General features: G+C 58.3%; 22 protein-coding genes and 2 tRNA genes. 16 read left to right on the forward strand and 8 right to left on the reverse strand.

The genetic code is table 11. From position 1 onward, the window contains the following. Nucleotides 1-32 precede the first annotated feature (32 nt). Genes ACP15L_RS05220 through ACP15L_RS05230 form a run of 3 tightly spaced genes read left to right on the forward strand, consistent with a single transcriptional unit; the run spans nt 33 to nt 3,068 of the window. Complete coding sequence (locus tag ACP15L_RS05220) at nt 33-1,820, forward strand: pilus assembly protein TadG-related protein (protein WP_425083380.1); 1,788 nt, start codon at nt 33-35, stop codon at nt 1,818-1,820. After that, nucleotides 1,817-2,386: a TadE family protein gene (locus ACP15L_RS05225; RefSeq protein WP_170718247.1), complete on the forward strand. Its 570-nt coding sequence runs from the start codon at nt 1,817-1,819 to the stop codon at nt 2,384-2,386. Before ACP15L_RS05220 ends, ACP15L_RS05225 begins: the two co-directional genes overlap by 4 nt. Next, a complete protein-coding gene (locus ACP15L_RS05230) occupies nt 2,376-3,068 on the forward strand; it encodes a TadE/TadG family type IV pilus assembly protein (protein WP_425083381.1) in 693 nt (230 codons plus the stop codon). Before ACP15L_RS05225 ends, ACP15L_RS05230 begins: the two co-directional genes overlap by 11 nt. On the opposite strand, the gene ACP15L_RS05235 is transcribed toward ACP15L_RS05230, so the two are convergent. Beyond that, nucleotides 3,057-3,524, reverse strand: a complete 468-nt coding sequence (locus tag ACP15L_RS05235) for a hypothetical protein (protein ID WP_425083382.1) — start codon at nt 3,522-3,524, stop codon at nt 3,057-3,059. The genes ACP15L_RS05230 and ACP15L_RS05235 overlap by 12 nt on opposite strands. Before the next feature lie 158 nt (nt 3,525-3,682). Here ACP15L_RS05235 and ACP15L_RS05240 point away from each other — a divergent pair, with 158 nt between their 5' ends. After that, nucleotides 3,683-4,594, forward strand: a complete 912-nt coding sequence (locus tag ACP15L_RS05240) for a pirin family protein (RefSeq protein ID WP_425083383.1) — start codon at nt 3,683-3,685, stop codon at nt 4,592-4,594. Between the two features lie 24 nt (nt 4,595-4,618). On the opposite strand, the gene ACP15L_RS05245 is transcribed toward ACP15L_RS05240, so the two are convergent. Next, nucleotides 4,619-5,206 (reverse strand): TetR/AcrR family transcriptional regulator, encoded by a 588-nt coding sequence (locus ACP15L_RS05245; protein ID WP_170487785.1) that lies wholly within the window; start codon nt 5,204-5,206, stop codon nt 4,619-4,621. An 84-nt stretch (nt 5,207-5,290) separates the two neighbouring features. Between ACP15L_RS05245 and ACP15L_RS05250 the strand changes: the two genes are divergently transcribed. The 6 genes from ACP15L_RS05250 to ACP15L_RS05275 all read left to right on the forward strand — a co-directional run bounded on the left by ACP15L_RS05250 (nt 5,291) and on the right by ACP15L_RS05275 (nt 10,141). Next, on the forward strand, nt 5,291-5,554 hold the full coding sequence (locus tag ACP15L_RS05250; RefSeq protein WP_425083384.1) for a hypothetical protein: 264 nt from the start codon (nt 5,291-5,293) through the stop codon (nt 5,552-5,554). A gap of 126 nt (nt 5,555-5,680) precedes the next feature. After that, nucleotides 5,681-6,967, forward strand: a complete 1,287-nt coding sequence (locus tag ACP15L_RS05255) for a homoserine dehydrogenase (RefSeq protein WP_425083385.1) — start codon at nt 5,681-5,683, stop codon at nt 6,965-6,967. Nucleotides 6,968-7,038: 71 nt separating this feature from the next. Then, a complete protein-coding gene (glpX, locus tag ACP15L_RS05260; RefSeq protein WP_170376218.1) occupies nt 7,039-8,022 on the forward strand; it encodes a class II fructose-bisphosphatase in 984 nt (327 codons plus the stop codon). 92 nt (nt 8,023-8,114) lie between these two features. Next, complete coding sequence (gene recJ / locus ACP15L_RS05265; protein WP_425083386.1) at nt 8,115-9,857, forward strand: single-stranded-DNA-specific exonuclease RecJ; 1,743 nt, start codon at nt 8,115-8,117, stop codon at nt 9,855-9,857. 108 nt (nt 9,858-9,965) lie between these two features. Beyond that, nucleotides 9,966-10,040 (forward strand) — tRNA-Glu (locus ACP15L_RS05270). 26 nt (nt 10,041-10,066) lie between these two features. Continuing rightward, nucleotides 10,067-10,141: transfer RNA gene (locus ACP15L_RS05275), tRNA-Glu, on the forward strand. A gap of 270 nt (nt 10,142-10,411) precedes the next feature. On the opposite strand, the gene ACP15L_RS05280 is transcribed toward ACP15L_RS05275, so the two are convergent. Then, nucleotides 10,412-11,815 (reverse strand): MATE family efflux transporter, encoded by a 1,404-nt coding sequence (locus ACP15L_RS05280; RefSeq protein WP_425083387.1) that lies wholly within the window; start codon nt 11,813-11,815, stop codon nt 10,412-10,414. Nucleotides 11,816-12,129: 314 nt separating this feature from the next. On the opposite strand from ACP15L_RS05280, the gene ACP15L_RS05285 reads away from it, so the two are divergent. The 4 genes from ACP15L_RS05285 to ACP15L_RS05300 all read left to right on the forward strand — a co-directional run bounded on the left by ACP15L_RS05285 (nt 12,130) and on the right by ACP15L_RS05300 (nt 15,659). Further along, nucleotides 12,130-12,690: a TRAP transporter small permease subunit gene (locus ACP15L_RS05285; protein WP_170718254.1), complete on the forward strand. Its 561-nt coding sequence runs from the start codon at nt 12,130-12,132 to the stop codon at nt 12,688-12,690. Next, nucleotides 12,687-14,015, forward strand: coding sequence for a TRAP transporter large permease (locus ACP15L_RS05290; RefSeq protein WP_425083388.1), 1,329 nt, complete (start codon nt 12,687-12,689; stop codon nt 14,013-14,015). The genes ACP15L_RS05285 and ACP15L_RS05290 overlap by 4 nt, the downstream gene beginning before the upstream one ends. Before the next feature lie 66 nt (nt 14,016-14,081). Beyond that, entirely contained in the window at nt 14,082-15,122 is a 1,041-nt protein-coding gene (locus tag ACP15L_RS05295; protein WP_170376212.1) for a TRAP transporter substrate-binding protein, read from the forward strand. A gap of 111 nt (nt 15,123-15,233) precedes the next feature. Continuing rightward, nucleotides 15,234-15,659 (forward strand): VOC family protein, encoded by a 426-nt coding sequence (locus ACP15L_RS05300; protein ID WP_425083389.1) that lies wholly within the window; start codon nt 15,234-15,236, stop codon nt 15,657-15,659. Between the two features lie 82 nt (nt 15,660-15,741). On the opposite strand, the gene xylA is transcribed toward ACP15L_RS05300, so the two are convergent. The 4 genes from xylA to xylF all read right to left on the reverse strand — a co-directional run bounded on the left by xylA (nt 15,742) and on the right by xylF (nt 20,240). Further along, nucleotides 15,742-17,049, reverse strand: a complete 1,308-nt coding sequence (gene xylA, locus ACP15L_RS05305; RefSeq protein ID WP_425083390.1) for a xylose isomerase — start codon at nt 17,047-17,049, stop codon at nt 15,742-15,744. Nucleotides 17,050-17,058: 9 nt separating this feature from the next. After that, nucleotides 17,059-17,856, reverse strand: coding sequence for an ATP-binding cassette domain-containing protein (locus ACP15L_RS05310; protein WP_170551730.1), 798 nt, complete (start codon nt 17,854-17,856; stop codon nt 17,059-17,061). Next, on the reverse strand, nt 17,856-19,154 hold the full coding sequence (locus ACP15L_RS05315; RefSeq protein ID WP_170376204.1) for a sugar ABC transporter permease: 1,299 nt from the start codon (nt 19,152-19,154) through the stop codon (nt 17,856-17,858). Before ACP15L_RS05315 ends, ACP15L_RS05310 begins: the two co-directional genes overlap by 1 nt. Nucleotides 19,155-19,220: 66 nt before the next feature. After that, the gene (xylF, locus tag ACP15L_RS05320; protein ID WP_170470315.1) at nt 19,221-20,240 is read right to left on the reverse strand and encodes a D-xylose ABC transporter substrate-binding protein; all 1,020 of its coding nucleotides are present in this window, start codon (nt 20,238-20,240) and stop codon (nt 19,221-19,223) included. Nucleotides 20,241-20,393: 153 nt separating this feature from the next. On the opposite strand from xylF, the gene ACP15L_RS05325 reads away from it, so the two are divergent. Both ACP15L_RS05325 and ACP15L_RS05330 read left to right on the forward strand, forming a co-directional pair. Next, a complete protein-coding gene (locus tag ACP15L_RS05325; protein ID WP_425083391.1) occupies nt 20,394-21,611 on the forward strand; it encodes an ROK family protein in 1,218 nt (405 codons plus the stop codon). Beyond that, nucleotides 21,601-23,112, forward strand: a complete 1,512-nt coding sequence (locus tag ACP15L_RS05330) for a CRTAC1 family protein (RefSeq protein ID WP_425083392.1) — start codon at nt 21,601-21,603, stop codon at nt 23,110-23,112. Before ACP15L_RS05325 ends, ACP15L_RS05330 begins: the two co-directional genes overlap by 11 nt. On the opposite strand, the gene ACP15L_RS05335 is transcribed toward ACP15L_RS05330, so the two are convergent. Continuing rightward, the gene (locus ACP15L_RS05335; RefSeq protein WP_425083393.1) at nt 23,106-24,389 is read right to left on the reverse strand and encodes a cytochrome-c peroxidase; all 1,284 of its coding nucleotides are present in this window, start codon (nt 24,387-24,389) and stop codon (nt 23,106-23,108) included. The genes ACP15L_RS05330 and ACP15L_RS05335 overlap by 7 nt on opposite strands.

The raw sequence follows: 24,389 nt of genomic DNA on the forward strand, positions 1-24,389 counted from the left end.
TCCGTGCGCCGGATTACCTGCAGGGATTAGATATGAGAAAAGTGTTTAGGAATTCTGAACCCAGACGAACTGAGCAATTCAACCGCTCCGACAAAGGTGCTGCGTCGTTCCTGCGCTCCGAGCGCGGGACCATGACCATCCTGACGCTGAGCTTGATCCTTATCATCTTCACGGTGGGTGGATTTGCCGTCGACATGATGCGCTATGACCACGAACGCGCGCGCCTTCAGTATTCGCTGGACCGCGCAGTTCTGGCCGCCGCTGACCTCCAGCAGAATCTTTGCCCAAAAGACGTCGTGCAGGACTATCTGGTCAAAGAAAACCTAGACACATTCCTAGATGGAGAAGTCGTAGTCTCCCCAAGATCCTGCGATGATGACGGAAACAAGTTAATCGTCGGACAGCGCCGCGTTGAGGCAAGTGCCACGATGCCGGTCCGCATGCATTTCATGAAATGGTGGGACGTCGACTCGATCAACGTGAACGTTGTCAGCGTCGCCGAAGAGTCCATCGGCAACGTCGAAATCGCGATGGTTCTGGATGTTTCAGGTTCCATGAGAGGGTCGCGCCTGACCAATCTGCAAGGTGCAGCCAAGAGCTTTGTCACCAAAATGTATGAGAACACAAGTTCCGACAAGCTCTCGATCTCGATTATTCCCTATGCAACGCAGGTGGGTGTCCCTTCTGCCGTCATGAACCAGCTTACGACTGCCGGCTCCAATAGATTTGCGAACTGCATCGATTTTGAAACCTCGGATCTGGCGGCAGGCGCGTTCGATCTGGCGAAAACCTACAACCAATCGCTATACTATTCACGCTATGGCGGCGATCAGCGTCCGTCCGGCGGGTTCAGCTCACCGCGCATTGACGAACGGTGCCGTTCTGAAGCCAGCCGTCAACTTGTTGTTCACCAGAACAACGAGACGAACCTACACAATTACATCGACTCGTTTTACGCGCGCGACAACACGTCGATCAACGTCGGTATGAAATGGGCACTGACGGTGCTAGACGAAAACTTCCGCCCCGTAGTCACCAACATGATCGCAAACGGCCAGGTACCAGCCGATTTCGCGGGCCGTCCTGCCGATAGCGTCGGCAGTGACACGATGAAAGTCATCGTTCTGATGACCGACGGTGAAAACACTTCTCGCACTTGGGTGAAACCGCCATACAACGATGGCCAATCAGGCATCTGGTGGAACGGAGACGAAGACATCTATTCCGTCAATGTGAACCACTATGACGAGAACGAAGACAGCTTCAGATATGCGTGGCTGGGCGTAGACAGGGCATATTGGGACAGCAGTCGCGGTAAATACTGGGTGCGCGACGAGTATCAGGACCACGCATTTGGCAACAGCGATTTCGATGTCTACCTTTGCAGAGGAACCTACTACAGCAGCGGCTATTGCGACAACCTCGACAGGGACGAGGTTCGCCAGATCGATGAAAATGGGACCGCCTTTTCTCTAACATGGCCTGCCTTGTGGGAGCGCACCTCGCGATATGAAATCTATAAGTTGCTGTATGATTCCGTGGGTTCGACCTATGCATACAACTGGTACTATGCGGCAACTGAGACCGAAAACCGTTCCACAAAAGACGATCAGGTCGAAGCGATGTGCGACTATGCGAAATCGGGCGCAAGAAACATCTTGATCTTCTCGGTCGCTTACGAGGCCACCACCAACGGTCGAAACCTCCTATGGTACTGCAAATCGGATGAAAACGCATACTTCGCGCCGACAGGATCAGAGATTGGCGAAGTCTTCGACGATATCGCTGCGAGCATCCAGAATCTGAGGCTGACCCAATGATCCGACATCTGAAAAAAAAGCTGCGAAGGTTTCGCCGCGAAGAAAAGGGAATGGCCACAATCGAATTTGTGATGTGGTTTCCGATTTTCATCATGACCACCTATTCCGGGGTCGAGATGGGGATCGTAGCGTGGAACCATGCTAACCTGGAGCGTGCCTTGGATTCAACGATCCAAGATGTGCGCATGAACCGGATTGATCTCTATGAAGGCGAAACAGCTTGGACGCATGATCTGATCAAACAGATCATCTGCGATGAAGCAGGTGGCATTCCGGACTGCATGAATAGCCTTGCCGTTGAGATGACGAGGGTCAATCAATTCGACAGTAGTACGGTCCTTACTGGCGATTTTGATCGTCCGTTTTGCGTGGATACCCCTGAAGAAATTCGCGGAAAAGACGACCAGATCTTTTCACCCGGAACCGCAAACGAACTTATGATCATTCGGGCGTGTGTTGAAATCTCTCCTTTGTTCTTCGGCACTACTCTTGGCCAGTTAGCTCGGCAAGATCCCGACGGACAGTATGAACTTCATGCAACAACGGTGTTTGTCCATGAACCTTAAGTCATTTATCAAACAGAAACTTGGCAATGCCGCAGCGCGTTTTCTTCAAAAAGAAGACGGCGTCGTCAGCATCGAAGCCATTATGGTGTTTCCCCTACTCTTCTGGTCCGTCTGGACAACATATACCTATTTCGACGGATATCGTCAGGGCGCCAGCAACCTGAAAGCGGCCTACGCCGTTGCCGATATCCTGTCCCGAGAAAAAAACACGGTGACAGATCAGTACATCACGTCAATGTACGATCTTCAGAAGTACATGATTGAGGAAGGCAACGGGTTGGCGCTGCGGATCTCTTTCGTGCGTTGGGACACTGGCGACGAAGGCACGGACAGTGATGATCGTCACTTCGTAGAGTGGTCCTGTACGCGCGGTGAAGGGCTAGTGCGGTGGTCGAACGAAACAGTTAATCAGGTTTCGGATCGCATTCCGATCATGGCAGACAATGCCACGATGATTTTGGTCGAGACAAGGCACCACTACGTGCGTCCGTTCAAACTCGGGTTCGGCAGCAACGACTTCTTCATTGACAAGTTCATCTTCACACAACCCCGCGGATACACCTTCATCGAAGGGCCGGACTCGTGCAAGGACGCCAACAACGTGGGTGACGGCGGGGGTGATAGCGGACATGACGACAGTACTCCCGAAGATAACACCACTGTGGAGCCGTCAACGCTGTAACACCATAGCCGAAAGTATCTCTGACATGAACTTGGCCTCGGCGGACGCTGTCATGCCGCCGACGCCAACCCGGCGGCCTAGCCGCCACCAAAGACCAGGCGCCCAGACATTACCGGCCTTTTTGCGAGTTCGCACCAGAAACCCATTGGACGGTTTGAACGCGAAAACACCTCGGTCCACAGCTTCAATCTCATCGACCCGCGCAATCACCTGCCCCGATCCGGTGCGCAGCTCTGATGCAGTCAGCTCGATCCTGTCCTGAGTGGCCATCCAAACGCGATGGGCCAACCACAAGGAAGACGCGCCAACCGCCAATAAAAACACCTGCCAGACGAGTTCGGGCGGAGAAGCCAGCGCCACGTAAATCACCAAAACACCTACGCTGCCCAGCATAGCAACACCGGCCACCCGTCTTGGGGATGATGCCTCGATCGTTGCCAGCACTTCGTCCTGCATGACTGCCTCCTGTCTGTCTGCTGTCTCGTGTATCCGCTTTGCGTAGAAATAAACAGGCCCTCCCCTGCCCTACATTTGCGCACATTCATGGTGCCTCTGCGCAAATTGACCAGTCCCCGGCTGGGCATACATCCTGCAAACAAAAGAAGGAGGTTGCCATGTCCCTCAGACCCACATTGGAAACACGCAAGGCCGTACCGACGATGGAAGGTGCGGGCGTCAAGCTGCATCGCGCCTTCGGGTTTCAGGACCCGTCAGAATTGGACCCGTTTCTGTTGTTCGACGACTTCCGCAACGAGCGCCCGCAAGATTATCAGGCCGGTTTTCCCTGGCATCCTCATCGCGGGATCGAGACGATCACCTATGTGCTGTCCGGTACGGTCGAGCATTCGGATTCGCTGGGCAACAGCGGGACGCTTGGTGCGGGTGATGTGCAATGGATGACGGCGGGGTCGGGCATTCTGCATCAGGAAATGCCGCACGGGAATGCCTCGGGCCAGATGCACGGGTTTCAGCTCTGGGGCAACCTGCCCTCGGATCAGAAAATGACCGCTCCGCGCTATCAGGATGTTCAGGCCAAAGAGATTCCCGAGGTCATCGACGATGACGGTACAACAGTGCGTGTTATCGTGGGTGACTTCTGGGGCAAAACCGGCCCGGTGGACGGTATTGCAGCAGATCCCCAATATCTGGACGTGGAGATCCCGGCCGGTGTCAAAAAGACCTTCAAGATCGACACCTACCGCCGCGCCTTTGCATATGTGTTCCAAGGTCAGGCGGCCTTTGCCGATGCGTCCCAGCCGACCGGAGTTTTGTTGGAAAAGGAAGTCGCCGGGCAAGAGGTCAACATCCGCGACATGTCCGGAGACCGCACTCTGGTGCGGTTCGGCACCGGGGATGAGATCACGGTTCAGGCCGGGCCCGAAGGTGCTCGCTTTCTGCTGATCTCGGGCGCTCCGATTGATGAGCCTGTGGCGTGGCACGGACCCATCGTCATGAACACGCGAGCAGAGTTGGAACAGGCATTTCGTGAGCTGCGCAATGGAACCTTCATTCGCCCTGCCCACTAAGGCTAAGCCTGACCCGATTATGGGTCAGGCCATCACTGCGCGGCGAACCATGTCCCAATAGATCTGCTCGACCTCGTCCAACGAAAGTCGTCCACCCGAGCGATACCAGGTCATCACACCATTCAGCATCGCAATCACGGCCAGCGTAGCGATCTTGGTGTCTGAGATCGCGAAATGACCGGCTTTCTGGCCCTCACTCAAGATACGCTCCAGAGAATCCTCGTAGGCGCGGCGCAGATCCTCGATCTCTGCGAAGTTGTCCGGCGTCAGGTTGCGCAACTCCATATAGGCGATGAAAACCTCGTCGGGGCGTTCCAGATGAAACCGGATGTGGAACCCGACAAAGCGGCGCAGAGCCTCTTGTGCGTCGCCGGTTTCACCAAGCGCATCATAGGCTTGCTGCAACTCCTGCATGTGGTCGCGCATCAGGCGAAACAACAGGCTTTGCTTGTCGGGCGTGTAGTTATACAGCGCCCCGGCCTGAACGCCGACCTCTTTGGCGATCTGGCGCATCGAAACGGCGGCATAGCCATGGCGCGCAAAAAGACCCAACGCTGCCTTGCGGATGCGCGGGCCGGTTATGTCCGAATGTGATCCCTGTGTACGAGCCATGGACCGACACTATCTGAACGTATGTTCAGATAGAACCCCGCTTGAACAGATCGGGTAAAAGAGGCATCACAAGACCAGTCCTTTGTGAAAGCACCTGTTATGAAGCGCCTGCCCGTTCTGGTTCTGATCCTGACCCTTGCCGGATGCACCAACTTCCCCGAGTTGGAGGGTAGCGAATCCCGTGCGGTCAAGACGGCGCCTTACCCCAAGCTTTTGCCCCTACCCAACGTTCTGGGCGCGCCTGCCGATCCGGTCAGCGAAGCCTCTGCCGTTGAGCAGGACCTGACTGCCCGGAGCGAGGCTTTGGCAAAGAAAGCCGAGGCGCTGCAAGACGCGCAGATCAACTAAAGATCGGCTTTTCCCAGCCCCGGCTGACGCGTGACGGATTGCGCCCGTGCCCTGAACCGGCTAAGGCAGCGCTGAACGGGCAAAAGGCCCGAAATCAGACTGGTACGAGCGAAAGGAACCCACGGGATGACACAGGCGCTGCGGCTTGGAATTGCGGGCTTGGGAACTGTTGGCGTGGGTGTTGTCCGGATTGTCCGGCGTCATGCCGATCTACTGCAGGCACGCACCGGACGCCCGATTGAAATCGTCGCCGTGTCGGCCCGCGATTCAAGCAAAGACCGGGGCGTGAACCTGTCGGACTATGCGTGGGAAACCGATCCCGTAGCCTTGGCAAAACGCGATGACGTGGATGTGTTTGTCGAGTTGATGGGCGGTGAAAACGGCCCGGCCAAAGCCTCGGTCGAGGCAGCGCTGGCCAGCGGCAAAGATGTTGTCACGGCGAACAAGGCCCTGCTGGCCATCCATGGTCAGGAACTGGCCGAGAAGGCGGAAGCCGCAGGCCGCGTGATCCGGTTCGAGGCCGCCGTCGCCGGAGGCATCCCGGTGATCAAATCCCTCACCGAAGGTCTGGCCGGAAACGAGATCACCCGCGTGATGGGCGTGATGAACGGCACCTGCAACTACATCCTGACTCGCATGCAATCGCAGGAAAAAGGCTATAACGCGCTGTTCGATGAATGCGCCGAGCTGGGTTACCTCGAAGCGGATCCGAATCTGGATGTGGGCGGCATTGACGCGGCGCATAAACTGGCGCTGCTGTCCTCGATCGCGTTTGGCACGAAACCCAATTTCGACGGGATAGAGATTGAAGGCATCCAGCACATCAGCCTCGACGATATCCATCAGGCCCATGACATGGGCTATCGGATCAAGCTGCTGGGTCTGGCCCAACGTACCGCACGCGGTCTGGAACAGCGTATGCAGCCCTGCCTCGTGCCCAGCGACTCGCCGCTGGGTCAACTCGAAGGTGGCACCAATATGGTGGTCATCGAAGGCGACGCAGTTGAACAAGTGGTGTTGCGCGGCCCCGGAGCTGGCGAAGGACCAACCGCAAGCGCGGTGATGGGCGATGTTTGCGATCTGGCGCGCGGTCTGAAAATCTCGACCTTCGGACGCCCGGCGACCAGCCTTGAAGATGCCACACCTGCCATCACCGGCCTGCCTGCGCCCTATTACCTGCGTCTGGGCTTGTTGGACAAACCCGGTGCGCTGGCCAAGGTTGCGGCCATTCTGGGCGATGCGGGCGTGTCGATTGACCGGATGCGCCAGTACGGCCACAGCGACAGCACAGCCCCCGTTTTGATTGTCACGCACAAAACCACGCGGGCCACTCTGGATGTGGCGCTGGACGGGTTCCGGACGACCGATGTTGTCGCGGGCGAGCCTGTCGCGCTGCGCATCGAACAGGTCTGAACCCTTGCAGCCTGCGCCATCCGCAGGCTATGCCAGACGAAACGCCATTGCCTGCCAAAGGAATACAACGCATGAACCCTGCCAAAATCGATTTTAACGACCGCCTGCTGTCTTTGGGCCTAGCACGGGTCGCGGAACAGGCCGCGCTTGCCTCGGCCTCGCTGGTGGGGCGTGGTGACGAGAAAGCTGCCGACCAGGCCGCCGTGAACGCGATGCGCGAGCAGTTGAACCTGCTGGATATCGCGGGTGTCGTGGTCATCGGCGAAGGCGAGCGTGACGAAGCGCCGATGCTCTATATCGGTGAAGAGGTCGGTACCGGCGAAGGCCCCGGCGTGGATATCGCGCTGGACCCGCTGGAAGGCACTACGCTGACCGCAAAGGACATGCCAAACGCACTGACCGTGATTGCCATGGGCCCGCGCGGCTCGATGCTGCATGCGCCGGACGTGTATATGGACAAGCTGGCCGTTGGCCCCGGCTACCCCGAAGGCGTTGTCTCGCTCGACATGAGTCCGCGCGAACGTGTTGAGGCATTGGCCAAGGCCAAGGGGTGCGAACCAGCCGATATTACCGTTTGCATCCTGGAGCGTCCGCGCCATGAAGCGATGATTGCCGAGGTGCGAGAAACCGGTGCCTCGATCCGCCTGATCACCGATGGCGATGTCGCGGGTGTTATGCATTGCGCCGAAAGCGAAACCACCGGCATCGACATGTATATGGGCCAAGGTGGCGCGCCCGAGGGCGTTCTGGCCGCCGCTGCTCTGAAATGCATGGGTGGTCAGATTTTTGGCCGCTTGCTGTTCCGCAACGATGACGAACGTGGCCGCGCCGCCAAGGCGGGCATCACTGATCTTGACCGTGTCTATGCACGTGACGAGATGGTGACGGCGGATGTGATCTTTGCCGCAACCGGCGTAACCGGTGGCTCTCTGCTGCCGCGCATCAAGCGTGAGCCGGGCTGGGTTGAAACCACCACCCTTCTGATGCGCTCGAAGACCGGATCGGTTCGCCGCATGTCCTACCGCACGCCAATGTGGTCGCACGACGAAGCCTAAGCGGCTTGCGCCGATACCTTCGGCGGGAGTATCTGTGAAAAGATGAAGAGGCCGGGTCCAAATGGGTCCGGCCTTGGCATATGAGAGGCGCGATGAGTTTTCTTAGGGTTGAGCAATCTTTGACAGGTCGGCGCTGGGTGGGGCCCGCGCCCGAGGTTGAGCGTGCAACGGAAATGTTGGTGCAACAGGCAGGTTTGCCGCGTGCCGTTTGCCAAGTGCTGGCTCGGCGGGGCGTCCCTCCGATGGAGGCTGCCGGTTTTCTGGAGCCAAAGCTGAAAGAGCTTTTGCCCGATCCGCGCAGCATGAAAGATATGGAAACCGCTGCGACCCGGTTTCTGAAAGCCGTGCGAGAGAAGCAGCGCATCGCAGTTTTTGCGGATTATGATGTGGATGGGGGAAGTTCGGCGGCGTTGCTGCTGGTCTGGCTGCGTCAGATGGGTCTGCAGGCGACGCTCTATGTGCCGGACCGTATTGACGAAGGCTATGGGCCGAACGTGCCTGCGATGAAATCGCTGGCAACGGCGCATGATCTGATCATCTGCGTGGATTGCGGTACGCTGAGCCATGACCCGATCGCGGCTGCACAAGGCGCCGATGTGATCGTACTGGATCACCATCTGGGAGGTGAAACCTTGCCGGATTGTGTGGCCGTGGTGAACCCGAACCGGCAGGATGAAAGCGGTGATCTGGGCTATCTCTGTGCGGCGGGCGTTGTCTTCCTGATGCTGGTCGAGGCGGGGCGGCAACTGCGTGAGGCTGGGGTTAAAGGGCCGGATCTGGTGTCTTTTCTGGATTTGGTCGCGCTGGCGACGGTCGCCGATGTTGCCCCGCTGATTGAGGCAAACCGCGCTTTGGTTCGACAAGGTTTGAAGGTCATGGCAGGCCGTCAGCGCCCCGGCCTTGTGGCCCTGTCGGATGTCGCTCGGATGGATGCCGCGCCAAACAGCTATCATCTCGGATTTCTACTAGGACCGAGGGTGAACGCCGGGGGACGCATCGGACAGGCCGATCTTGGAGCGCGACTGCTCAGCACCGACTCCTTGCACGAGGCGCAGGCCCTGTCTGAACGGCTGGACGCGCTGAACACTGAGCGCCGCGATATCGAAAATGCCGTACGGTCTGCTGCGCTTGAGCAAGCAGAGGAGCACGGTTTGGACGCGCCCTTGGTCTGGGCCGCTGGCGAAGGTTGGCATCCCGGCGTTGTCGGTATCGTCGCCTCGCGCCTGAAAGAAAACGCCAACCGCCCGGCGATTGTGATCGGCTTTGACGGAGACGAAGGCATAGGATCAGGGCGGTCGGTCTCGGGCGTTGATCTGGGGGCCTCGATCCAGCGACTGGCGGCTGAGGGGTTGTTGGTCAAAGGTGGCGGTCACAAGATGGCGGCCGGGCTTACCGTCATGCGCGATCAGTTGGAACCGGCCATGAAGCGCCTGTCAGAACTGCTTGAAAACCAAGGCGCAGGGCAAGGTGGTCCTGCAGACATGAAGCTCGACGGGGCATTGATGCCTGGCGCCGCAACAGTGGATCTGATCGAACAGATTGAGAAAGCCGGGCCTTTTGGGGCCAGCGCCCCTGCCCCGCGCTACGCCCTGCCCGACCTACAGGTGCGGTTTGCCAAACGGGTCGGTGAGTCGCATTTGAAACTCTCGCTTGCGGATGGTCTTGGCGGTGGACTGGACGCGATCGCATTCGGAGCCTTCGACGGGCCGATGGGCGAAAAGCTCACAAATCACGGCGGCGCGCGCTTTCATTTTGCTGGTCGGCTGGAGGTGAACACATGGGGTGGTCGCCAAAACGTACAGCTTCGTCTTGAGGACGCAGCCGAGGTAAAATGACTGGTTTCAAGGCAACGGTAGGACAGGTCAAAAAACTTTCGCATCCCTGCATTTTTCGGCTTGCGGGGGTCGGGGTGAAACCGTAAAAGGCCCTCCACAAGCTAGCGTGGCCCGTTCGTCTATCGGTTAGGACGCCAGGTTTTCAACCTGGAAAGAGGGGTTCGATTCCCCTACGGGCTGCCATTTTTGCTTGTGAGCCAAAGCTCAGTGGCCCGTTCGTCTATCGGTTAGGACGCCAGGTTTTCAACCTGGAAAGAGGGGTTCGATTCCCCTACGGGCTGCCACTTCACTAGCATTCAATATCTGGAAGAAAATCAGAAGTCTGGCTTCAATCTTGCATTGTTTTGTCTTTGTTGCCTCTTGCTTTGGCTTCTATTGATGCTTTTCCAGTTGTGGTTGCTAAAGTTCAATTCGTGCAAAACACTCTGGCAACCTTTCGTTCCAGAACCCCAAACCTCCGCCAGCGTGTTACGCCCTTCGACCGTTTCGACCACAAACTGATCGTTGAACCTATGGCACTCGCAGAGCCATGGTTCACCGGCACCTGCCTCGTGCTACCAGCCGCGACGGCCAAACAGAGAATGCAAGCGATTTTGACCGGCAAACGGATCGATCGCCTGCGAGCGCTCCAGACCTGAAACAACGCGGCCAACCAGTATCCAACTGATCGCGGCTAAGATGATGCCTCCGAAAGCCTGCCCCAACAGAACTCCGGACGCCCCGGCCAGTGCCGATCCGATTGAGGCAAAGACCCATGTGCCCACGGTGTGGCGGCCCCAGTTGATCCAAGTGGAATAGACCGGGTGGCCCAGGTTGTTGAAGCTGGCATTGGCGACGAAGATGACACCGTTGAAGAAAGACGCCAGCGCCAGAGGCCCGCAGAACAGGTAGATCAGCACGCGGGTCTCGCCCTCGGCCGCGAACAAATCCGCGATTGGTGCGCGCAACAGGAAAAGGACCGCCGCCATCCCAAGAACGTAGATCGCCGTAAATTTGATGCCGGCCAGAAAGGCTTCGCGCACGCGGGTGAATTGCTCGGCCCCGAAGTTTTGCCCGATGATGGGGCCGATTGCCCCAGACAGCGCAAAGATGACCGAGAACGCCACGGGCAATAGCCGCCCGATCACAGCCATTCCGGCCACCGCATCCGTTCCGTACTCGGCGATTTCACGCACGACGATGGCATTGCCGATCGGCGTTGCCACATTGGTAAGCACAGCCGGGATCGCGATGGCCCGGACTGGTTTAAGATCGGATGCGACTTGCCGCAGCGATGGGCGGGAAAAGCCTCGGTGGACGCGCAGGGCGGGCCAAAGCGCAGCGGCGAGCATGCAAATCCGCGCCAGAACCGATGCAATCGCCGCACCGTCGAGCCCCAAACCAACCCCGAAGATCAGGATCGGGTCGAGAACCGCATTCACCACGCCGCCATAGATCGTGGCCATCATGGATCGCCGCGCATCCCCATGCGCCCGCAGAACCGCCATTGCAACCATTGCAATCGCCATCACCCACATGGTCGGCAAAATGATCGACACATAGCGTGTGGCGAGCCTCAACACCTCGCCTTCGGCCCCCAATAACGACAACAACGCGCTGAGGTTCCAAAGCACCAGAACCGGGGTTATCAGCCCGACGCACAGACCCAGCGTTGCAACGCTGGAGGCATATTTTCGCGCCTCCTCTGGTCGCCCTGCCCCCAAGGCCCTTGCCGTCAACGCTCCGGCCGAGATCGACAGGCCGATATTGATTGCATTGGTGAAGAACAGCAGCGTTCCGGCATATCCCACGGCGGCGGCCAACGCGTCATTGCCAAGCATCGAGATGAACACCATGTCGACGAAATCGACCGCAAAAATCGCCATCAGACCGATGCTTGTCGTCAGAGACATGCGCGTGACATGTCGCATCAGGCTGCCACTCAGGAAAACGGCTTCGCCTTGGGATTGATTGGCCATGTTCTACCTGCTCTGCGACGGCGTTTAAGTTCTGTCACCTTCTCAGATGGCAGCGCAGCGTCAACAGTTTCATTTCGCCCAAAAGGCAGGCCGTTTCCGCGCAATCACAACTGAGTCGGGTTTTGCAAGCCCTGAGCCGAAGCCGTGCTTGACAGAATCCAACCATCTCGTTCTGATACCAGCGTGAGCAAAAACACTGAATCAAACCAATGCATTGCCCGGATCGCGCGCTGCTGTCAGCAACGCTCTCGGCATGGTTGCGTTCGGTCTAATGACCCCAAACGCCTGAAAGTCTGCCTCTCGTGACGGGACCCATGATGACTTACGTGCGGTTCATCGACCGCGCCAACCGGATGCTGGGTCGCGTGATCATGTATGGCATCTTCGTGATGATGGCGATCCTGCTGTATTCCTCGGTTTCCAAGACATTCTTTGTGCCGTCCCTCTGGACGTTGGAGATGGCGCAGTTCGCGATGGTGGCCTATTACATGCTGGGCGGGCCTTACGCGATGCAGATGGGCGCGAATGTCCGGATGGATCTGCTCTATGGTGAATGGACGGACCGCAAGAAAAGCCAGATCGACGCGCTAACCGTGTTGTTTCTGATTACCTACCTCGCCTTCCTGCTCTGGGGTGGCTGGGACAGTCTGATGTATTCCTTCCAGTATGGCGGTGAGCGTTCGTCCTCCGCCTGGCGGCCCTATATCTGGCCGATCAAGACCATAATGGTTATCGGCATCTTTCTGATGCTGCTTCAGGCGATCTCGGAACTCTGCAAGGACATCCTGCGCCTCAAAGGCTTTGACATGGGCAAAAAGGATGATGAGCCCGTCCACATGGCCCCCGAAGACCTTGAAGGAGGGCATCGCGGGTGAGCTATGAACTGATTGCCGCGCTCATGTTCTCGACCATGATGCTGATGTTGCTGACTGGTCAGCGGGTCTTTGGCGCGATTGGTTTTGTCGCCGTGATCGCCGCCTTCTTCCTGTGGGGCGACCGCGGAGGCTACGATCTCGGCTTTGCGGCGGCGATCAAGGTGATGCGTTGGTACCCCCTTCTGACCCTGCCGATGTTCATTTTCATGGGCTACATCCTGTCCGAGTCCCGGATTGCCGATGACCTCTATCGAATGTTCCATGTCTGGATGGGTGGACTGTCCGGAGGACTCGCCATTGGCACCATCGGCTTGATGGTTCTGATCTCGGCCATGAACGGACTGTCTGTGGCTGGTATGGCGATCGGAGCCACCATCGCGCTGCCCGAGCTGCTACGCCGCAACTATGACAAGCTGATGGTCACCGGCGTGATACAGGCCGGATCGTCTTTGGGCATTCTGGTGCCACCCTCAGTCGTGCTGGTCCTTTACGCCATGATCGCGCGCCAGCCGGTCGGGCAACTCTGGATGGCCGGCGTGATCCCCGGCCTGATGATGGCCACGATGTTCATCATCTACATCGCCATCCGCTGCCGCATAAACCCTGCACTCGGCCCCGTGATGAGCGCGGAGGAACGCGCAGAGGTCACGTGGGGCGAAAAGCTGCGTCTGCTGGGAGCTGGCCTGCTGCCGCTGGGCATCTTCGCCGTGATGATGGTGCCCTTTGTCAACGGCTGGACGTCCCTGGTGGAAAGCTCCGCCCTAGGTGCCATCGCGGCCTTTCTGGCGGCCGTTCTCAAACGTCGCATGACATGGCAGGTCTTTGAAACCTCGATCAAGCAGACGCTGGGCATCACCTGCATGTTCATGTGGATCATCCTCGCCGCACTTGCCTTTGGGGCCGTCTTCGACGGTCTAGGCGCGGTCAAAGCAATTGAGAACCTGTTTACCGTTCAACTCGGTCTGAACCCGTGGATCATCCTGATCCTGATGCAACTGAGCTTTCTGCTCATGGGGACATTCCTTGATGACACGGCCATGCTGGTCATCGTCGCCCCCCTTTACGTGCCGCTGGTCGGCGCGCTTGGGTTTGACCTGATCTGGTACGGCGTGCTCTACACGATCACTTGTCAGATAGCTTATATGACACCGCCTTTCGGGTATAACCTGTTCCTGATGCGGGCAATGGCCCCGCCTGAGGTGACGATCAAAGACATTTACCGCTCAATCATCCCGTTTGTCTGCGTGATGGCTGTGGCACTGGGATTGGTTATGGCCTTCCCTGACATCGCATTGTGGCTTCCGGGCGTCGTCTACGGAAACTGAGCATACAAGAAAGAGAAGCCGGAAAAACCGGTTCGATTTCAACAAAAAGCACAGGAGAGGAAGACTATGACAACAACAAGACGCAGATTTTTACGCACTGCAGCTTTGGCCGCGCCTGCGACACTGGCAGCGCCCGCAATCGTCAAAGCGCAGGCCCCGATCAAATGGCGCTTTCAGACCTACGCAGGGGGTGCGTTGGGTGAGCATGTGACCAAACCAGCCATCGATTACATCAACGCCAACGCCAATGGCGAGCTTGAGATCGAGCTGTTCTATGCCGACCAGATCGTCCCCACCGGAGAGCTGTTCCAGGCGCTTCAGCGCGGCACCATCGACGGTGTACATTCGGACGATGACTCGATGGCCTCGCCCACGCCGCTGCGCGTGTTCGGAGGGTATTTCCCTTTCGCAACCAAGCACATCCTCGACGTTCCTGTCCTGTTTAACCAGTACGGTCTAGCTGATATCTGGCGCGACGAATACGCCAAGGTCGGTGTGCAATGGCTGTCCGCCGCAGGTCAGGACCCATGCAACTTCAATACCAAGAAGGAGATCACCTCGGTCGCTGACCTGGATGGTTTGAAGCTCTATACCTTCCCGACCGCTGGTCGCTTCCTTGCCAAGTTCGGCGTGGTTCCGGTGAACATCCCCTATGAGGACGCCGAAGTCGCGGTTCAGACGGGCGAGCTGGATGGCATGGCCTGGTCCGGCATTACCGAGGACTACACGGTCGGCTGGGCTGATGTGACCGACTACTTCCTGACCAACAACATCTCAGGCGCGTGGATCGGATCATGGTTCGCCAACCAAGAGCGTTGGAACGAGCTGCCGGATCACCTGAAATCCGTCGTGATGGCAGGGATCGAGGCTGGGCACACCTATCGGAACCAGTGGTACTGGGGTGGCGAAGCGGCGCTGCGCGCCAATGGTGATAAGCTGGAGTTGCGCTCGGTTCCGCCCGGCGAATGGGCCGAGGTTGAGAACGCAGCCAAGGAGTTCTGGGACGAGATTGCTCAGGAAGGCGAAGTCCACCAGAAGATCATCGGCATCTTCCAAGAGTATAACAGCGTCATCAATCAGGCTGGCGTGCCCTATAACTTCGAATAAAGAAACGGGCGACCCCGCGCAAAGGGGTCGCCTTGCCAATTTGTCATCCACAGAAACCAACCGACATGCTAGAGGTCCCAAGACACCGAAGGTTCAGGGCAAGGGCAGAGCATGAAACTGGAATTCCACCACATCAACTTCGTCGCCGATGATGTTGATCGTATGCACGATTTTTACACCAACGTGCTGGGGCTGGATGACATCCCACAGGACAATTTCCCACGGACCGAGGCCGATGAGGAAAGCGGCTATGACGGCAAGATTCGCTTTGCGACCGAGGGCCATATGCAGATGCATCTGGCCGAACGCGCCTTTGACGTCGCCTTCAAAAACGGTCAGGTGATCAACCCCGTGGAACGCGGCCATATCGCCTTTCGTACCGATGACCTGCCCACGTTCCTGAATCTGCTGGACGAGCGCGGCATCCCTTATTCCGACTACGGCACCACCTTCGCGAAAGAATGGCACCAGGTCTTCTTTCAAGACCCGGAGGGCAACGTGATCGAAGTGCATCAACAGGTCGATCAAGGCGACTAGCCAAAAAAGGCCCGCGCACTCAGGTCGTGCGGCGGGCCTTTGAAAGAGTTGTTGGGCGGGAAACCCGCCCAAGCGTGGCGGTTCAGACGAACCTGTTGACGTAGTTCTCGAGAATTTCCTGACGACCGGAGCGAGGCTGCGGGTTGATTTCCTCGGCCAATACACGGGCCGTGATCTCATCCAGACCAGAAGAAAGCATGGATTGCGCGGCTTCCGTCGACCAGCCCGCGTATCTGTCCGCCAGCGCGGCCTCTAACCCGCCATCTTCGATCATGGCGGCGGCCGCTTTCAAACCGCGCGCGCAGATATCCATACCACCCACATGTGCGGCGATCAGATCCTCGGCGTCGATCGACTGACGCCGGATTTTCGCGTCGAAATTGGTGCCGCCCGTGGTGAAGCCTCCGGCCTTGAGGATGTGAAAATAGGCCAAGGCGACCTCGGGCGTGTTGTTGGGGAACTGGTCCGTATCCCAACCCGACTGATAGTCGTTGCGGTTCATATCTATGGAACCCAGCATGCCTTCGGCTGTGGCAGTTGCGATCTCATGCTCAAAGCTATGACCGGCCAGAATGGCGTGCCCCTGTTCGAGATTCAGCTTGACCTCATCTTCAAGGCCATACTTGCGAAGGAAACCGATGCAAGTGGCTGCATCATAGTCATACTGATGCTTGGACGGCTCCTGCGGCTTGGGTTCGACCAGAATGGCGCCCTTGAAGCCGATCTTGTGCTTGTACTCGACCACCATGTTCAGGAACCGACCCATATGATCAAGCTCGGCCCCCATATCGGTGTTGAGCAGCGTCTCATAGCCTTCACGCCCACCCCACAGCACGTAGTTCTCGCCCCCCAGCTTATGGGTCGCGTCGATACAGGATTTCACCGTTGCAGCCGCAAAGGCAAACACGTCCGGATCAGGGTTCGTGCTCGCCCCACCCATCCAGCGGCGATGGCTGAACATATTGGCAGTTCCCCAAAGCAGCTTGGTGCCCGAAACTTGCATCTTCTCACCGATATAGTCGGTGATCTCTTCCAGAGTTCTCAGGTTATCCGCATAGTTGCCCTGTTCGGGCCGGATATCCGCATCGTGCCAGCAGAAATAGGGCTGCCCGAGAATGTCGAACATCTCGAACGCGATGTCAGCTTTCATCTTAGCACGGCCCATATCGTCCTGCGGATGCCAAGGGCGCTCAAGCGTCGGGCCACCAAACGGATCGCCGCCTTCCCAAGCAAACGAGTGCCACCACGCGACGGCGAAACGCAGGTGATCCTCCATGCGTTTGCCCATGATGACTTCATCCGGATTGTAGTGACGGAAGGCGAGCGGGTTCTTGCTGTCTTCGCCCTCGTACCGGATCTTTTCGATCTCTTGAAAGAAACCACTCGCCATTGTCTTCCCTCACTCAGTCTTTTCGCCGGGCTTTTTGCCCAGAATAATCATCGACAGCAGGTCATCATCGGTGACATCGGGGATGTCGACGGTTCCCACCAATTGACCGTTCTTCATGACCGAAGCCCGATCACACAGTTCCATTACAGCATGCACATCATGGTCGATCAGGAAAATCCCGATCCCCTGCGCCTTGAGCTTCTGGATCAGTTCCGCAACCATCTGGGTCTCATGAGGGCCCAATGCGGCAGTGGGTTCATCCATGATCAGGATACGCGCGTTGAAATACACCGCCCGGGCAATCGCCACCGACTGGCGTTGACCGCCTGACAAGGCCGAGACCGGGTCATTGAACTTCTGGAAGTTCGGGTTCAGTTGACCCATGATCTTGCGGCACTCGGCCTCCATCGCAGCGTCGTTGACCAAACCCATCGGTGTCACCATCTCGCGCCCCAAAAACAGGTTCGAGCTGGCGTCTAGGTTATCGGCCAAAGCGAGCGTCTGATAGATCGTCTCGATATTATTGGCCCGCGCGTCCCGAGGGTTGTTGATCTCGACCTTTTCACCGTCGATCCGGATCTCGCCGCTGTCCATCTGGTAGGCGCCAGACAGCACCTTGATCAGCGTGGACTTCCCTGCCCCGTTGTGGCCCAGCAGGCCCACAACTTCGCCGGGGTAGAGGTCGACCGACACATGATCCACCGCCTTGATGCCCCCGAAGGAAATCGAGATGTCGTTCATTTCGACCAGAGGTGGCTGGCCTGAGCCGCGACCTGAGTTTGTGTTCTGCGTTTCTTCAGCTTGCATCATTTCGCTCCCAGACGTTTGCGATAGACGATGTCGATATAGACAGCCAGGACGAGGACAGCACCGACGACGATGTTCTGGAACGGAGCATCCACGCCGACCATAGCCATCCCCGATTGCAGCGCCTGCATGATCAAGGCACCCAGTATTGCGCCATAGATCGTCCCCAGACCACCGGACAGGGCTGTCCCACCAATTACGGCTGCAGCAATAACACGAAGCTCATCCAGCGTACCAATGTCGTTCGAGTGGTTGGCCAGACGGGCCGAAGCCACAACAGCGGACAGCGCACACAGGAAACCCATCAAGGCAAAGATCTTGACGGTCATCATGCGGGTGTTGATACCCGAAAGCTCTGCCGCGTCGGGGTTGCCGCCAGTTGCAAAGATATAGCGTCCGAACCGGGTCTTGCGGGCCACGACGGTCAGTGTGACAGCTACCAGGATCAGGATCAGAACCGAGATCGGGATGCCGTAGCCGACGACCAGACCCTCGGGCATGATCTCACCGCGCGCTTCGAACATGCGCTCGAGCCGACGTGTCGGGATGGCGTAGCTGTTGACGATGAAGACATAGCCCATGATCGCGATGCCGATGATCCCGGCCAGCGTTGTTTCAGCCCAGACGGGTTTGACGGGGAAACCATGTGCGGCCTTGGACCGGCGCGCACTCCAGAGCGCCCAGATCGCGGCGGCTGTGGCGGCAAGGCCGAACAGAAGACTGGCCGTGGTGCCGAGCGTTCCGTTTGTGCCACCGAACATCAGGAATGTGCTGTCCAGCGGGCCGATGGTCTGGCCATCGGTCATGTACCAGGCGACGTTGCGCCAGACCAGAAACCCTCCGAGGGTCACGATGAAGGCAGGAATTGTCAGGTACCCGATCATCCAGCCTTGGAAGGCCCCGATCAGGGTTCCAACCGCAAGCCCAACGACCAGAGTGATCGCCCATGTGGCCGGGTTATTCAGGCCCATGCCCAGCATGTTCGGCAAAAGCTCGGTCTGGGTCATGGCCATCACGGCGGATGTCGTCGCCAGCAAAGCGCCGACGGAAAGGTCGATGTGGCGCATCACGATGATGAACACCATGCCACAGGCCATGATCGCAACCGACACGGTCTGAATGGACAGGTTGAACAGGTTGCGAGGGGTCAGGAAACGCCCATCCGTGACGATATTGAACCCGATGCAAAGGATGATAAACGCGCCGATCATACCCAATAGCCGCATATCCAGCTCAAGCTGCTGGAACAAGTTTTGCTTGCTTTTCTGGGGTACCGGCTGAGACGAAGTTTCGGTCATATCCGATCTTTCATGTTCAGCGATTTGGATCCCGGCCCGCCTACGCAGGCCGAGAGTTATAGGTATTTAGTTACAAGGGGCCGGGCCGTTTTCCACGCCCTGACACAGGTCTTCCAGCGGAATCCAGCCTGCATCCACAACAACCGAGAGGTTGTCTTTTGTGATCGGAACCGGTGCCAGGAAGACCGAAGTCATCTCGGTGCCACCGGGCGACGTCCAACTGACCGCGCCTTCAACATCTCCTGCAGCAGTGCCACCGCTCAGCGCGACTGCGATCTCGCCTGCGGCTTTGCCCAGCTCACGCGCGTCTTTCCAGACGGATACGGTTTGAGTGCCCAGCGCGACGCGGTTAAGCGCCGCATGGTCACCGTCCTGACCCGAGACGGGGATACCCTCCATGCCTTGCGCCGTCAGCGCAGCAACAACACCACCGGCCGTACCGTCATTCGAGGCAACCACGGCGTCCACGTTGTTTTCGTTCGCCGTCAGGATCTGCTCCATGTTGCGCTGTGCGTTCGCGGGTAGCCAGCCATCGGTGTAGGCTTCGCCGACGATCACAACATCACCACTATCGACAGCGGCCTGAATGATCTCTTGCTGACCGCCACGCAGGAAGTCTGCGTTCGGGTCAGTCGGAGAGCCCTTGATCATGACGTAGTTGCCCTTGGGCATAGCTTCGAACACCGCGCGGGCCTGCATGCGGCCGACTTCGACGTTGTCGAAGGTCAGGTAGAATGCACGGTCATCTTCGATCAGGCGGTCATATGCGATAACCGGGATGCCCTCGTCCGCGGCGGCCTGAACAGCCGGGCCAATCGCCTGCGAGTCTTGCGCGAGGATGATCAGCGCGTCCACGCCCTGTGCGATCAGGCTTTCAATGTCCGCCAGCTGCTTGGCAGAAGACGACTGCGCGTCGGCAGAGATATACTCGGCCCCACCCGCTTCAAGCGCGGATTTGATCGCGGCTTCGTCAGTCTTCCAACGCTCTTCCTGAAAGTTCGACCAGCTGACGCCAACGACGGTTTCAGCAAAGGCAGCCGTGCTCATCAGAGCAGCCGCAACTGAAATGCTTAGGAATTTCTTCATGCTTTCCTCCCGGTTGTTCGAGTCCCTTCGAAGTGATTCGAGGACTTCACCTACTTGAGTAGCACATTTATTTCAGTCGGCAAAATATTTATGCTATCGCTAACATAAGAATCTGACTAAGGTGAATGCCAAGACGGGATTCGCGAGGGCAAGATGCTGAAAAACAAAGCCTCTTCTATCTCTACCGAGCAGCGGAACGTAACGCGGCTGCGCGTGCTGGAGCATATCCGCCGCAAGGGGGCGATCTCGCGCATTGATATTGCGGGTGCGTTGCAAACCAGCCCCGCTACCGTCACCACCGCAACGGCAGATCTGTTGTCTGCGGGGCTGATCCATGAGGTTGAAGGCGACCCGCAGTCCGGGTCCCCACGGCGTGGGCGGCCCCGTGTTTTGCTTAAGCTGAACGGTGGATCATTGCTGATCGCGGGGTTCAAAGTCACACGCCACTATGTCTCGGTTTTGATCGCAGATTTCGAAGGTCTTGAGTTAGCGTCGATCAAATACCCGCTGATCGAGGCCTGCATGACGCCGCTCGAGTTTGCGAAAACCATCCGCAAGGCGCTGGAAAGCGCCTGCGCGGCTGCGTCCCTTTCAATGTCGGATATCGCAGGGGTCTCGATCGGGATTGCGGGTCTGATCGATGCCGAGCACAACTTTGTTCATTGGTCATCTTCGATCTCGGAACGGAACGTGCCCCTTGGCCCGCTTCTGCAGCAAGAGGTTGATTGTCCTGTCTTCATTGAAAACGACGCAAATCTTGTTGCGAAGGCGGAGCAATTGTTCGGGCTGGGCAAGGGGCTGCGAAACTTCCTTGTTATCACGATAGAACACGGTGTCGGCTTGGGGATCGTGCTGGGCGGCAAACTTTACCGGGGCGAGCGCGGATGCGGGGCTGAATTTGGCCATACCAAGGTGCAACTGGATGGCGCGCTCTGCCAATGCGGCCAGCACGGATGTCTTGAAGCTTATGTCGGGGAATACGCCTTGATCCGAGAGGCCTCGATTGACGGTCAGGATCGCGACCAGATCACCATTGCCGACCTGCATGACAACGCGCAGTCCGGTGATCAACATGCCTTGTCCGTGCTAGATCGGGCCGGTCAGATATTCGGCATGGGCGTTTCGAACCTGATCAACCTGTTCGATCCGGAATGTATCATCGTCTCGGGCAGTCAGGTCAGCTTTCAGCACCTCTATTCCGACAGCGTGATGGAGCGGATACGTAAGGGGGTGGTCCACGTCGATGCCCCCCTGCCCGACATCAAGGTCAACCAGTGGGATGACACCATGTGGGCCAAAGGCGCCATTGCCTATGCCATCGAACAAGTCTCAACCTTGAAGATACGCGAGATGCCGACCCATGCATCGTGAGTGCGCCCTCCTACTGGCAAGCGCCACAGCTGTTGCGGCCGATCAGCCCGTACCAAGCTTTCAACAGATCGAGGTTGCCACACACGTCTATGACGGCGGCTGGGAACATTTCGTGGGCGGAGGCGTTGCGGTGTTCGACTGCAACGGAGATAGCCTGCCCGACCTCTTCGCCGCGGGTGGATCAAACCCGTCGCAGCTGTTCCGCAACACCTCGGGCCGCGATCTCTCTTTCCGCGTCGACACACCAGAGGCGCTGTCACTGACCGGTGTGATCGGGGCCTATCCTTTGGACGTCGACGGCGACGGCTTTCAGGATCTGGCGGTTCTGAGGGTTGGTGAGGACCTTTTGCTGCGCGGACAACCTGACTGCCAGTTTGCCCCTTTTGCCGATCTGAGTTTCCAGTCGGACGATCATTGGACAACCGGTTTCTCGGCCACGTGGGAGGACGGCGAGACGCTGCCAACGCTGGCCTTCGGCACCTATGTCGACCGTTTTGACCCCGAGGGGCCGTTCGAGACATGCGGTCCGACGCTCCTCTATCGTCCCGAAGGATCAGGATACGGCGCACCCACGCCACTGGAGCCGGGCTATTGCTCTCTGTCGATCCTGTTTTCCGACTGGGCACGCACGGGTCGGGCGGACCTGCGGGTCAGCAATGATCGCCACTACTACGTGCGCGGCGGGCAGGAACAACTCTGGGCGATGGAGGCTGATCCGCGCCTCTACACCGAGGATGACGGATGGCTGCCCTATTCGATCTGGGGAATGGGGATCGCCTCGCGCGATCTGACGGGGGACGGGTTCTCCGATGTCTACCTGACGTCGATGGGCGACCAGAAGTTTCAGGTGTTTGACCCCTCAAACGATAGCCCCACCTGGCGCGATGCGACCTATGAGAAAGGCACCACCGCGCACAGGCCTCATGTCGGCGGCGACGGGCGACCGTCGACCGGGTGGCATGCGCAATTCGGAGACGCCAACAACGACGGGCTGGACGATATTTTCGTGACCAAAGGCAATGTCGAACAGATGCCTGTCGCGGCCTTGAACGACCCGAATAATCTGATGCTGCAACAGACTGATGGCTCCTTTGTCGAAGCCGCCGCCGAGGCGGGCGTGGCCTCGATGGCCAAGTCACGGGGCGGCGCTTTGGTTGATCTGAACAATGATGGCCAATTGGATTTGGTCGTCGTCAACCGGGGCGCGCCGTTGGAGGTTCACCAGAACACAACTACCGCTGGAAACTGGGTTCTTGTCGATGTCTCTCAGAACACCTCCAACCGTGCTGCGGTGGGCGGGTTTATCGAGATGCGAACGCCGTCGGGCTTGCAGACCCGCGAAATCACCATTGGCGGAGGCCATGCGGGGGGGACGTCAGGCCTGCATCATTTCGGATTGGGACCGGCTGAGGCAGTCGAACTTCGGATGATCTGGCCGGATGGTTCCACAAGCGACTGGCATGCGTATGACGCCAACCAGATCATCCGCCTCCATCACTGATCCACAGGCAGCCCGCTGGGAACGGTTTCGGGAACACCAAGCCTTAGGGCCGGGTCTTCAAGGGTGTTCAGAAAACTGAGGATCGCGTCGACCTCATCATCGCTCAACGCAACCGGTTCAAGGCTGTTGGCGGCGGCGATTGCTTCGGTTGTTTCGTCCAAGGCACGCTGATCATTTGCACCCTGAAACGCGGGCAGACGTGCCTGTTCCAGCGAATACCGCTGCAACGACCCCACCGGATCAAGGTGGTGGCGCACCACATCCTCCAACTCGGCATAGGCACCGCTGTGACCATACGGGGCGGTCAGGGTCACATTGCGCAGTGACGGTGTACGGAAGGCAAAGGCATCGTCGGCCTCACCAGTCACCCGCATGCGACCATCGTCGCGCGAGTGATTTTCGAACCGCGCAGCTTTGCCCGGCCCGATCTGAGGCATCGCGATAGCATGGAACGCGTGATCCGTCTGGAGCCATCCGGAATGGCAGGAACTACACCCAGCCTCGCCATAAAACAGATCCAACCCAGCCTGCGCATCAGGCGGCAGTTCGGCTTCTCCGCGCATCGCCTGATCAAAAAGGCTGTTGTCGGCCCGCCATTCGAAGGCAATGAAATCAGCTATGACGTTGGCAATCGTCGTGAAGGTGATCTCCTCCCCCGGCAGAACGTCTTCGAACCGCGTCTGATATTCGGGAATTGCAGCGACACGCGCAGCGATCAGGTCCCAGGCCCCGCCTTCTTGCGTCAGCAGACCCAGACGCACAGCTTTGCTTATTTCATTCTCGGAGTAATGCCCGGCCATTTCGTCCGGCGACAGCACCGGGAACATGGCCTGCGCCGCGAGGGCGGATTTGAACCCCGGCCGCATATGCGTTCCAAGCGGAGTGCGGATGCCGTTGGGGCGGCTTGGGTCGGCCTCAAGCCGCCCGTCATGGAAGAAGACCGTGAACTCGTCCGCGCCGAGGTTCCACAGGGCCGGAGAATTGCGAGGAATGCGCTGTTCCGGGCGGTTTTCGGGGTCCATCGCCCGTGTAGCGCCAAGCCCGATGCCGCCCTCACCCACGCCCAGCGACAACCCGTCGGACGTGCCGAGACGCGGATGGTGACACGACCCGCAGCTGATGTTGCGATTTCCCGACAGGATCGGATCGTAAAACAGCAACTGCCCCAGCTCGACAACGGCCAGATCGGGTTCCGCGAATTCGGGAGGTGGGCCAAGCTCTAGCGCCTGTGCGGCTGAGGCCAGCCCCATCATTCCAATCGCCGAAATCACCCTCAT

It is taken from the genome of Ruegeria profundi, assembly GCF_049800715.1.
GTDB lineage: Bacteria > Pseudomonadota > Alphaproteobacteria > Rhodobacterales > Rhodobacteraceae > Ruegeria > Ruegeria profundi_A.

Excerpts from the sequence above, each read along its gene's own strand:
- ACP15L_RS05220 (WP_425083380.1), top strand. The coding sequence starts at position 33 with ATGAGAAAAGTGTTTAGGAATTCTGAACCCAGACGAACTGAGCAATTC.
- ACP15L_RS05225 (WP_170718247.1), top strand. The coding sequence starts at position 1,817 with ATGATCCGACATCTGAAAAAAAAGCTGCGAAGGTTTCGCCGCGAAGAA.
- ACP15L_RS05230 (WP_425083381.1), top strand. The coding sequence starts at position 2,376 with ATGAACCTTAAGTCATTTATCAAACAGAAACTTGGCAATGCCGCAGCG.
- ACP15L_RS05235 (WP_425083382.1), bottom strand. The coding sequence starts at position 3,524 with ATGCAGGACGAAGTGCTGGCAACGATCGAGGCATCATCCCCAAGACGG.
- ACP15L_RS05240 (WP_425083383.1), top strand. The coding sequence starts at position 3,683 with ATGTCCCTCAGACCCACATTGGAAACACGCAAGGCCGTACCGACGATG.
- ACP15L_RS05245 (WP_170487785.1), bottom strand. The coding sequence starts at position 5,206 with ATGGCTCGTACACAGGGATCACATTCGGACATAACCGGCCCGCGCATC.
- ACP15L_RS05255 (WP_425083385.1), top strand. The coding sequence starts at position 5,681 with ATGACACAGGCGCTGCGGCTTGGAATTGCGGGCTTGGGAACTGTTGGC.
- glpX (WP_170376218.1), top strand. The coding sequence starts at position 7,039 with ATGAACCCTGCCAAAATCGATTTTAACGACCGCCTGCTGTCTTTGGGC.
- recJ (WP_425083386.1), top strand. The coding sequence starts at position 8,115 with ATGAGTTTTCTTAGGGTTGAGCAATCTTTGACAGGTCGGCGCTGGGTG.
- ACP15L_RS05280 (WP_425083387.1), bottom strand. The coding sequence starts at position 11,815 with ATGGCCAATCAATCCCAAGGCGAAGCCGTTTTCCTGAGTGGCAGCCTG.
- ACP15L_RS05285 (WP_170718254.1), top strand. The coding sequence starts at position 12,130 with ATGATGACTTACGTGCGGTTCATCGACCGCGCCAACCGGATGCTGGGT.
- ACP15L_RS05295 (WP_170376212.1), top strand. The coding sequence starts at position 14,082 with ATGACAACAACAAGACGCAGATTTTTACGCACTGCAGCTTTGGCCGCG.
- ACP15L_RS05300 (WP_425083389.1), top strand. The coding sequence starts at position 15,234 with ATGAAACTGGAATTCCACCACATCAACTTCGTCGCCGATGATGTTGAT.
- xylA (WP_425083390.1), bottom strand. The coding sequence starts at position 17,049 with ATGGCGAGTGGTTTCTTTCAAGAGATCGAAAAGATCCGGTACGAGGGC.
- ACP15L_RS05310 (WP_170551730.1), bottom strand. The coding sequence starts at position 17,856 with ATGCAAGCTGAAGAAACGCAGAACACAAACTCAGGTCGCGGCTCAGGC.
- ACP15L_RS05315 (WP_170376204.1), bottom strand. The coding sequence starts at position 19,154 with ATGACCGAAACTTCGTCTCAGCCGGTACCCCAGAAAAGCAAGCAAAAC.
- xylF (WP_170470315.1), bottom strand. The coding sequence starts at position 20,240 with ATGAAGAAATTCCTAAGCATTTCAGTTGCGGCTGCTCTGATGAGCACG.
- ACP15L_RS05325 (WP_425083391.1), top strand. The coding sequence starts at position 20,394 with ATGCTGAAAAACAAAGCCTCTTCTATCTCTACCGAGCAGCGGAACGTA.
- ACP15L_RS05330 (WP_425083392.1), top strand. The coding sequence starts at position 21,601 with ATGCATCGTGAGTGCGCCCTCCTACTGGCAAGCGCCACAGCTGTTGCG.
- ACP15L_RS05335 (WP_425083393.1), bottom strand. The coding sequence starts at position 24,389 with ATGAGGGTGATTTCGGCGATTGGAATGATGGGGCTGGCCTCAGCCGCA.